The organism is Vagococcus sp. WN89Y, from assembly GCF_052220145.1.
GTDB lineage: Bacteria > Pseudomonadota > Gammaproteobacteria > Enterobacterales > Enterobacteriaceae > Kosakonia.
The window spans coordinates 1-9,752 of record NZ_JBQPOM010000017.1 but is presented as its reverse complement, the minus strand read 5'-3'; the positions used below and the strand labels follow the sequence as shown (position 1 = coordinate 9,752).

Sequence of the window (9,752 nt, the reverse complement as noted above, 5' to 3'; positions counted from 1 at the left end):
CGACAACCGGTGAAACAGCGAAAGAGGGGCAGTCCGGCGGCTATAAAGGCACGCCTGGTGGGTTACCGTCAGCCTCGCTGGCGCATGTCTCTGAAAGCGACAGCAGCACCACGCACAGCGCGGTTGCCGCGGGCGATATCATTATCCGTGACCCGGCGAAGCAGCAGCAAAATGTGGCCGGCCTGAGTCGCGATACGGCGAACGCGCATAAGGCGCTGGATAATAATTTCGACAAAGAGGCGATTAAGGACAAGCTGGAAATCCAGCAGCAGGCAACGGCGCTGGGTACACAGGCCATGACGGTGTACATGGACAGTAAGCTGGATGCGGCGAAGAAGCAGGTTCGCGACGACATGGCGGCGCGCGGCGAGCTGAACGGCCTGAGCGACACGGAGATCGAGAGCAAAATCACCGCGTCGCCGGAATTTAAAGCGGTTGATAAAGAGTACGGTATCGGCAGCCCGTTCTGGACGGCCAGTTCCGCGATGACCGGGCTGCTGGCCGGGGTCCTGGGCGGCAATGTGCAGGGGGGTATGGCGGCCGGCGCCGCGCCGGTACTGGCAAAACTGGTTAAGGATGCTGCCGGGAAAAACGAAGCGGCGCGTGTCGCGCTGCATACCGTTGTTTCCGCTGCACTGGCAAAAGCACAGGGCGGCAATGCGACCGCAGGTGCTATCGGCGGGTTTATAGCGTCAGCGGGCGCGGGGAGGTTTGCCGAAGCGCTTTACGGTAAAACAGCGGATGAGCTGACACCGGATGAGAAGATGGTAGTGCTTAACCTGGTGGCCGCAGTCAGTGCCGCTGGCGGCGGCATTGCGGCCGGCGATACCGGAGGCATGGTCAGCGCGGGCAATGCGGCAAGGGTGGAGGTTGAGAATAACTCGCTGGCCGGGGACAAAGCGCGGGAGTCAGTTATACAAAGCGCAGAATGGTGGAAAACTCAGGTCAGGAATAAGCTTGGGGAGAATATTGCGTCCCAGCTCGTCAATGGCTTGATTAATGCCAGCAGTGAAACCAGTGACTTCGTGATGCTCGGTGGTGATACCGCATTCGATTTGACAGCAGCACTAGCGACCTGTGCAACCGGAGGCAGCTACTGCGGTCAGGCCCAAAGTGATTTAGCGAAAAAAGATGCAGGAGCGGCAGCCACACTGACTGCCATCATGAATGGCGATGCGTGGGAGGGGATTAAATCCACAACCATCAAAGCGGCCAATGGCGATCAGAAGGCACTGGAGAGTTTTGCGGGAGTATTATCAGGCGCTTTAGTTTCAGCGAAGGTTCTTCCTTCTGGAGGATCATCGGTAAACGTTGCTGGTAAGGCTGAATCAGCAACTGTAAATGCAGGTAAGGCGACCAGTGGCGCGGAAAATGCTGCGACTTATCCGAAGCTGAAAGATGACCTGGTACAGCAAAATCTGAATAATATTGCGAAGCAGGATCCAAGACTGGCCGCAGTAGTTCAGGGTGACAATGGCAAACTGAATTATGGTGTGGGTTCCAGTACTAAAGCAGAAGCCGACCGATTAGGTAAAATCTGGGTAGGCGATGGTGCCAGACTTACAAGTGATGGTAGTGGATTGATGAGTGCAGACAAAACTCGTGTGTACCGATTCCCAGCGTCAAAAGATAATAGTTCACATGCGACAACCGGTACCCAAGCTAATTTTGAAACATATAAAATAAATCCTGTAACAGGGGATAAAACGAAAATTGGTAACGGTCATCTGGATATAAATTAGGACATAAACATGAAAGCTATTTTAAAAAATATTTCAAATGATGATCATGATCTGGATAAATTTTACCCGGAAGATGAAAACTCTTTCTCGATTCGGTTACTGTTACGCATAGGATCTGAAAATAGCGTTGGTGCCGATAACTTCGATCTTCATGTCTGCACCCCCGAATGGCTCTGTAAGCATCAGTGGTTGCCGGAACTGATGCGTCACACGCTTTTGGTACGTAAATATGATTTAGATGAGATCACCAAAACCATCACCAATTATATCGACCAGTGCGAAGGTAGTGATTGGATGGAGATAGCACAGAAGCTTTCCCGTGTTTTTGCTTGGGAATTTGAAGACTATCAGCCATAAACGACAAATCCCGCCCTCAATCGGCGGGATTTTTTTCTCTGCAAATTTGCTCACTAATTACTAAACCCACCCCGGCAGGCTATTTAACGATAGCCTGCCCCTCACCCCAAAATCTCCACACCCCACGCAAAACGTAATTTTTGCTGATTAGTATTTAAAATCAGAGCATTAGATTTTTTAAATTGCAAAATGAAAATTTTTAATGTGTTAATCAGAGTCGTATGCGACTCTGTTCAGGTGGTTAAATTCAGTGTGCCACTACAAAGTAAAGATGAGTACTCTCAAATCATTAAAATAGCTAATGATCTTGGTCTTAAGATAGATAATAGATATACATATATCAATCCAGAAAAATAATGATCTGAAATCTATAAATCATCCCGGTAAGCTTCATAATGATTACCGGTCAGTTATCGACCAGAGCGGAATTTTTGCAGGCGCCGGCGGGTTTGATATCAACGTCGGCAGTCACACCCAGCTCGACGGCACGGTGATCGCTTCAGATGCGGAGGCGGCGAAAAACCGTCTCAGCACCGATACCCTTGGCTGGAGTGATATCCGTAACAAAGCAGAGTCCGGCGGCAGTCAGTTTGGCCTGAACGTCTCCGGCGGTGTGGCGCAGAACTCGCAGTCCGGCGGGTATCAGGCGACAACCGGTGAAACAGCGAAAGAGGGGCAGTCCGGCGGCTATAAAGGCACGCCTGGTGGGTTACCGTCAGCCTCGCTGGCGCATGTCTCTGAAAGCGACAGCAGCACCACGCACAGCGCGGTTGCGGCGGGCGATATCATTATCCGTGACCCGGCAAAGCAGCAGCAAAATGTGGCCGACCTGAGCCGCGACACGGCGAACGCGCATAAGGCGCTGGATAATAATTTCGACAAAGAGGCGATTAAGGACAAGCTGGAGATCCAGCAGCAGGCAACAGCGCTGGGTACGCAGGCCATGACGGTGTACATGGACAGCAAGCTGGATGCGGCGAAGAAGCAGGTTCGCGACGATATGGCGGCCCGCGGCGAGCTGAACGGCCTGAGCGAAACGGAGATCGAGAGCAAAGTCACCGCGTCGCCGGAATTTAAAGCGGTTGATAAAGAGTATGGTATCGGCAGCCCGTTCTGGACAGCCAGCTCCGCGATGACCGGGCTGCTGGCTGGCATACTGGGCGGCAATGTTCAAGGCGGGGTAGCTGCCGGAGCCGCGCCGGTACTGGCAAAACTGGTTAAGGATGCTGCCGGGAAAAACGAAGCGGCGCGTATCGCTCTGCATACCGTTGTTTCCGCTGCGCTGGCTAAAGCGCAGGGCGGCAATGCGACAGCAGGCGCAATCGGCGGGTTTGTGGCTTCAGCAGGTGCTGAGAGGTTCGCCGGAGCATTGTACGGTAAAAAAGCGGATGAGCTGACACCGGACGAGAAGATGGTGGTGCTTAACCTGGTAGCCGCGGTCGGTGCCGCTGGCGGCGGCGTTGCGGCCGGCGATACCGCAGGCATGGTCAGCGCGGGCAATGCGGCACGGGTGGAGGTTGAGAATAACTTCCTCACTACCGGGAGGCCACAGGAATATACAACGCAACTTAAAACATGTGGTAATGACGTCGACTGCAAGCAAAAAATCATTAAGTCAATGGCAAAGGAATCAGCCGACAATATTCAACATCTGAAATCTTGTTGGGATGCTGGCGATCAGGCTTGTGTTGAGGCTATTGCTGCCAAAATTGAACTTGGGGATAAAGCTTATCAACAACTGCGTATTGAAGATGATTTGGTGGGGCGTGCCTATCAAAACCGGGCCGACTGGTACGCTGATATTATTGATAAATGCGCAGGAAAATGCGGTTGGCTGGAGGCTGCCGTTGCCAAAGGTATGGCCGATGGATTAACTGCTGCTGTTTATGGTGCTTTAGCTGGGGGAAGCGCATTAAAGCCTGGGCAGACGACCGCTACAAATCGAATTAATGTGGTGAAGGGAATAACTGATGATATTTCCCAGACAGGTAAACAGACGGAGCTGAGATACGATACAAAAACCACTAAAAGAAGTGCAGCGCAGATTGTCATAAAAAACATGACACAATCGGAGGCTATTGCTAATTTATCCTCGAATGGTTATGCCAAAACCATTTCAAAAGATGGCACCGTTACAGTTATGACGAAGGGAGAAAAAGTGTATAGATTTTATCCGAAGTCAACTGGTGGTGGGGTCATTGGAGCCGAGTCTGGAATACCATCGGCATCTGTATCGGTAAATGGTAAGATTATTTCTAAGCTACGTTTTCCAGGGGAGCAATAGAATGGACGTGAATAAATATAAAAAACAAACAGAAGTGTCAGAAGTTATAAGAGTAGGTGCAAAATTACCATCTGATATTTTTGTTAAAAAGTTTAACCAGTATTTATTTTTTGATAACGATATTTGTACTTCTGATGATTTAATTAATGCAACGCAATTTATTATTTGTGAGTGTTTTTCTCCGGACTCTGTAGCTTCAGTGTTTGCCTATTCCGATCTTCATTATTTGGGGGCGCTGGATACTTCTGATGATTGGGTTGTTAAAATAACGTCTTTAAGCACATTAATGAATGACTCCGGTGATTATGGCGGACTCATCATAATAGATAAAAAACAGCAATGGGCATTGGTGCAACCAACCCCGGTCGAAGATGGTGTTTTAGCAATTTACAGCGATAAGCAAGTGAATAAAATGCCAGATATATTAGATGAGAATTTTATAGACTGTAATACCATAAGAGAATGGTTACTGGAAAGAGAAGAACGAGATAAGGAGTTGGTTAATAAATTAGGAAGGGATTACTTGTTGGAAATTTTGAAAAATTATAACTGAAATAAGTTGCCCCAGCTTTTTCAACCGGTATGCGTTTTTAATTGCATTAACCACCAATTTTGTGACTTTCCTCTCAGCTTTTGTAATTAAAGTCCATTCTGGGGGCAAGTCCAAAAATTAAAAATCAATATTTATCGCTATTTCAAAAGAATAGAAGATAATTCGAGTCCGGCCTTCGCAACCAGCAAAGCACGCTGCGCAGCCAGATTGCCAGCCAGCAGGGCAACGTCTCACTGCAGGCGAAGAAGGATGTTTCGGTAAACGGCGGCGATATCAGCGCCGGGAAATCGCTGGTGCTGAGCGGTGAAAACATACGCCTGGACGTCAGCGAAGACCGCCTGCATACGCGCAGTGAATCCTCCTCATCACAGTACGCAGCCACCGCCTACGCCTCCGGCTGGGCAGTGACGGCCGCGCAGGCGCTGGAAAGCGCCGCCCGCTCGCAGGAAGAAGGACGCGATCCGCGCCTGACGGCTATTTATGCAGCGCAGGCCGGGCTGACCACGGCGGCTAACGTGGCGCAGGATGCCTATAACTCATCCATGATCCGCGTGGGTGTGGGGGTTTCCGCCGGGTCATCAAAAGAACAGCAGAATTACCGGAACCAGCAACAGCTGGGGAGTCAGCTGGCAGCAGGCGAATCGGTCATTCTTAAAGCCAGCCAGGATATCGAGGGTCAGGGCGTCAATATTGCGGGCAAGAATGTTGTGCTGAGCGCCGGGCGCGATATCAGTCTGAGCGCAGCACTGGATACGGAAAAACAGAAAAACAGCAGCAGCGGTAATCAGTACTCGCTGGGCGTGAGTTTCTCACTGATTGGCCAGCAAAATGGCTTCAGCGTGGATGTGGGTGCCAGCCGCTCGCAGAGCAAAGAGAATGGCTCCAGCCTGGTCAACCATAACAGCCAGGTTCATGCGGATGAGACGCTGAGCATTAACAGCGGTCGTGATACGACGCTGCAGGGTGCTGAGCTGCATGGTGACCGCGTGGTGGCCGATGTGGGTCGTAACCTGACTATCAGCAGCCAGCAGGACACCGCCAGCTACGACAGCAAATCCAGCTCGGCAGGCGTGAATATCAGCATCTGCGTGCCGCCCATCTGTGCCGGAAGTTCGGTACAGGGCAGCGCAAATTTCAGCAGTGGTAAACTCAATAATGATTACCGTTCAGTTATCGACCAGAGCGGAATTTTTGCAGGCGCCGGCGGGTTTGATATCAACGTCGGCAGTCACACCCAGCTCGACGGCGCGGTGATCGCTTCAGATGCGGAGGCGGCGAAAAACCGTCTCAGCACCGATACCCTTGGCTGGAGTGATATCCGTAATAAAGCAGAGTCCGGCGGCAGTCAGTCTGGCCTGAACGTCTCCGGCAGCGTGGCGCAGAACCCGCACTCCGGCGGCTATCAGGCGACAACCGGTGAAACAGCGAAAGAGGGACAATCCGGTGGCTACAAAGGTACACCGGGTGGATTACCGTCAGCCTCGCTGGCGCATGCCTCTGAAAGCGACAGCAGCACCACGCACAGCGCGGTTGCGGCGGGCGATATCATTATCCGTGACCCGGCAAAGCAGCAGCAGGATGTGGCGACGCTGAGCCGCGACACGGCGACTGCGCATAAGGCGCTGGATAATAATTTCGACAAAGAGGCGATTAAGGACAAGCTGGAAATCCAGCAGCAGGCGACAGCGCTGGGTACACAGGCCATGACGGTCTATATGGACAGCAAGCTGGATGCGGCGAAGCAGCAGGTTCGCGACGACATGGCGGCGCGCGGCGAGCTGAATGGCCTGAGCGACACGGAGATTGAGAGCAAAGTCACCGCGTCGCCGGAATTTAAAGCGGTTGATAAAGAGTACGGTATCGGCAGCCCGTTCTGGACGGCCAGTTCCGCGATGACCGGGCTGCTGGCCGGGGCACTGGGCGGCAATGTGCAGGGTGGAATGGCGGCCGGTGCTGCACCCGTGCTGGCAAAACTGGTTAAGGATGCGGCCGGGAAAAACGAAGCGGCGCGTATCGCGCTGCATACCGTTGTTTCCGCCGCACTGGCAAAAGCACAGGGTGGCAATGCGACCGCAGGCGCCATCGGCGGGTTTGTTGCGTCAGCAGGTGCTGAGAGATTCGCCGGGGCGCTTTACGGTAAAACAGCGGATAAGCTGACGCCGGATGAGAAGATCGTGGTGCTTAACCTGGTGGCTGCGGTCGGTGCCGCTGGCGGCAGCGTTGCGGCCGGCGATACCACAGGCATGGTCAGCGCAGGCAATGCGGCACGGGTGGAGGTTGAGAATAATGCGCTGAGCGATATTGCCGAGAATCAGGCCTCCGGCATGACGCAGCAGGAGAAATATCAGAAAGCGCAGGATGCACTGGTGAAGGCCACTGAAGAGTTCAGGGCACAAAACTGTGCCGGATTAAGTGCCGAAGCCTGTGGTGCGAAAATAGAAGCGCACAGGAATGAATTACTTGCAGGTGCTGCGGAATTTGGAAGTGACTTTATCCCTGTTTATGGGGATATCAAAAGCTTTGCAGAAGCAGACAGTGCGCTGGGCTATCTGGCAGCAACAGTTGGACTAATACCGGGGTTGGGTGATAGTGTTGGCAAGCTCATTAAGGGTGCCGAAAAAGCCCTGAAAGCGGGCGATCTTGAAACTGCATCTAAACTGATAGTAAAAGCTGGTGAAGATGTCAGTTCAGCAAAATATTTTGGACAAGAACGTAAATACTGGAGCGCCGAACCAGTTAATATTAACGGGAATAAGGTTTACCAAAGGGATGATTTATTTGATCCTAAATATGTTGACCCTAAATCAGGAAAAACGAATTTAGAATTAATGCAGCTTGGTCGTGCTCCTGTAGGTAAGGATGGGAAACCTGTTAATTTACACCACATGTTACAAAAACAGGATGGTCCAATAGCAGAAGTGACTCAAAGTTTTCATAAAGATAATCATACTGTTATCCATATTAATGATAACAGTATACCTTCAGGAATTAATCGCTCAGAATTTAACAAATGGCGTTCTGATTACTGGAAACAGAGAGCTAATGACTTTAAATAGGATTAATTATGAAAGAGAACTTGGATAGTGTTATTAGTGAATTAATCAGATTATCTGGTAATGAAAGAAATAATTTACCATTACCAGATGATGATTTAATTGCTCAATATGAGGAAGATACTGGCTTCATATTTTCTGATAACTACAAAAAGGTTCTTAAGGAAGTAGGTAATATATTTTATGGGTCTATAGAATTATTATCTCTATCAAAAGATAAAAAATATTATGGCGAATTAACTTCAGCTTTATCTGATGCAAGAGAACAAGGCTTGCCAGAGACCTGGCTACCAATATGTGAAGACAATGGTAGCTATTACTGCATTGATCCTGAAGGAATAATAAGGTACTGGACGACTGATGGTTACAGCAACGAGCAATGGCCTAATCTAGCCAGTTGGATAAAAGAAGTATGGATAGAAGGTAATTAGTAATGAATCCCGGTCAATCGAGTCGGGTTCTTTTTGCTCCGCAACACTTGCGGAAATTTTGAAGCCATCCCGGCAGGCTATTTCACGTTAGCCTGCCTCTCACCTCAAAAAACCTACACACCTCGCAAAATTTTATCGTGCATGATGGCTTTTTTAAATTCAAGTTGTTGTTGAAAATAACTCGCTGGGCACATGAACTACGAAAATTGCTGCGGAATCCTTTCCCAGCTAATGCATTTTGCGTATGTATTAGTCTGCGATTTAATCTCATACCCGACGGCAATGGCTGCATATCTTTTAGCCTGTGACCAGGCTGAATGCGAATAAGTTATCAATATCTTTTCATCCTGACGATCATTCAGTGCAGCGCATAACCCACCAATTTTTGTGACTTTCCTCTCAGCTTTTGTAATTAAAGTCCATTCTGGGGGCAAGTCCAAAAATTAAAAATCAATATTTATCGCTATTTCAAAAGAATAGAAGATAATTCGAGTCCGGCCTTCGATCGCAACCAGCAAAGCACGCTGCGCAGCCAGATTGCCAGCCAGCAGGGCAACGTCTCACTGCAGGCGAAGAAGGATGTTTCGGTAAACGGTGGCGATATCAGCGCCGGGAAATCGCTGGTGCTGAGTGGCGAAAATATACGCCTGGACGTCAGCGAAGACCGTCTGCATACGCGCAGTGAATCCTCCTCAACACAGTACGCAGCCACCGCTTACGCTTCCGGCTGGGCAGTGACGGCCGCGCAGGCGCTGGAGAGCGCCGCCCGCTCGCAGGAAGAAGGACGCGATCCGCGCCTGACGGCTATTTATGCAGCGCAGGCCGGGCTGACCACGGCGGCTAACGTGGCGCAGGATGCCTATAACTCATCCATGATCCGCGTGGGTGTGGGGGTTTCCGCCGGGTCATCAAAAGAACAGCAGGATTACCGGAACCAGCAACAGCTGGGGAGTCAGCTGGCAGCCGGGGAATCGGTCATTCTTAAAGCCAGCCAGGATATCGAGGGTCAGGGCGTCAATATTGCCGGTAAGAATGTCCTACTGAGCGCCGGGCGCGATATCAGTCTGACCGCTGCGCTGAATACGGAAAAAGAAAAGAGTAACAGCAGCGGTAATCAGTACTCGCTGGGCGTGAGTTTCTCACTGATTGGTCAGCAAAATGGCTTCAGTGTGGATGTGGGTGCCAGCCAATCCCGGAGCAAAGGTAATGGCTCCAGCCTGGTCAACCATAACAGCCAGGTTCATGCGGATGAGACGCTGAACGTTAACAGCGGCCGTGATACGTTCCTGCTGGGTGCAGAGCTGCGCGGCGACCGGGTAGTGGCTGATGTGG

General features: G+C 50.7%; 7 protein-coding genes. All 7 read left to right on the top strand.

From position 1 onward, the window contains the following. Positions 1 to 1,742 (top strand): VENN motif pre-toxin domain-containing protein (locus tag ACTU3N_RS05950; RefSeq protein ID WP_443085217.1); only part of this gene is annotated, 1,742 nt, incomplete at its 5' end. Positions 1,743 to 1,751: 9 nt separating this feature from the next. After that, the gene (locus tag ACTU3N_RS05945; protein WP_443085216.1) at positions 1,752 to 2,099 is read left to right on the top strand and encodes an immunity 8 family protein; all 348 of its coding nucleotides are present in this window, start codon (positions 1,752 to 1,754) and stop codon (positions 2,097 to 2,099) included. 490 nt (positions 2,100 to 2,589) lie between these two features. Beyond that, positions 2,590 to 4,383, top strand: a complete 1,794-nt coding sequence (locus tag ACTU3N_RS05940; RefSeq protein ID WP_443085215.1) for a VENN motif pre-toxin domain-containing protein — start codon at positions 2,590 to 2,592, stop codon at positions 4,381 to 4,383. A gap of 1 nt (position 4,384) precedes the next feature. Continuing rightward, on the top strand, positions 4,385 to 4,936 hold the full coding sequence (locus ACTU3N_RS05935; RefSeq protein WP_443085214.1) for a hypothetical protein: 552 nt from the start codon (positions 4,385 to 4,387) through the stop codon (positions 4,934 to 4,936). 194 nt (positions 4,937 to 5,130) lie between these two features. Then, entirely contained in the window at positions 5,131 to 7,992 is a 2,862-nt protein-coding gene (locus ACTU3N_RS05930; protein ID WP_443085219.1) for a hemagglutinin repeat-containing protein, read from the top strand. 8 nt (positions 7,993 to 8,000) lie between these two features. After that, entirely contained in the window at positions 8,001 to 8,420 is a 420-nt protein-coding gene (locus ACTU3N_RS05925; protein WP_443085213.1) for an SMI1/KNR4 family protein, read from the top strand. Between the two features lie 449 nt (positions 8,421 to 8,869). Next, the coding region (locus ACTU3N_RS05920; protein WP_443085218.1) for a hemagglutinin repeat-containing protein at positions 8,870 to 9,752 on the top strand (883 nt) is incomplete at its 3' end.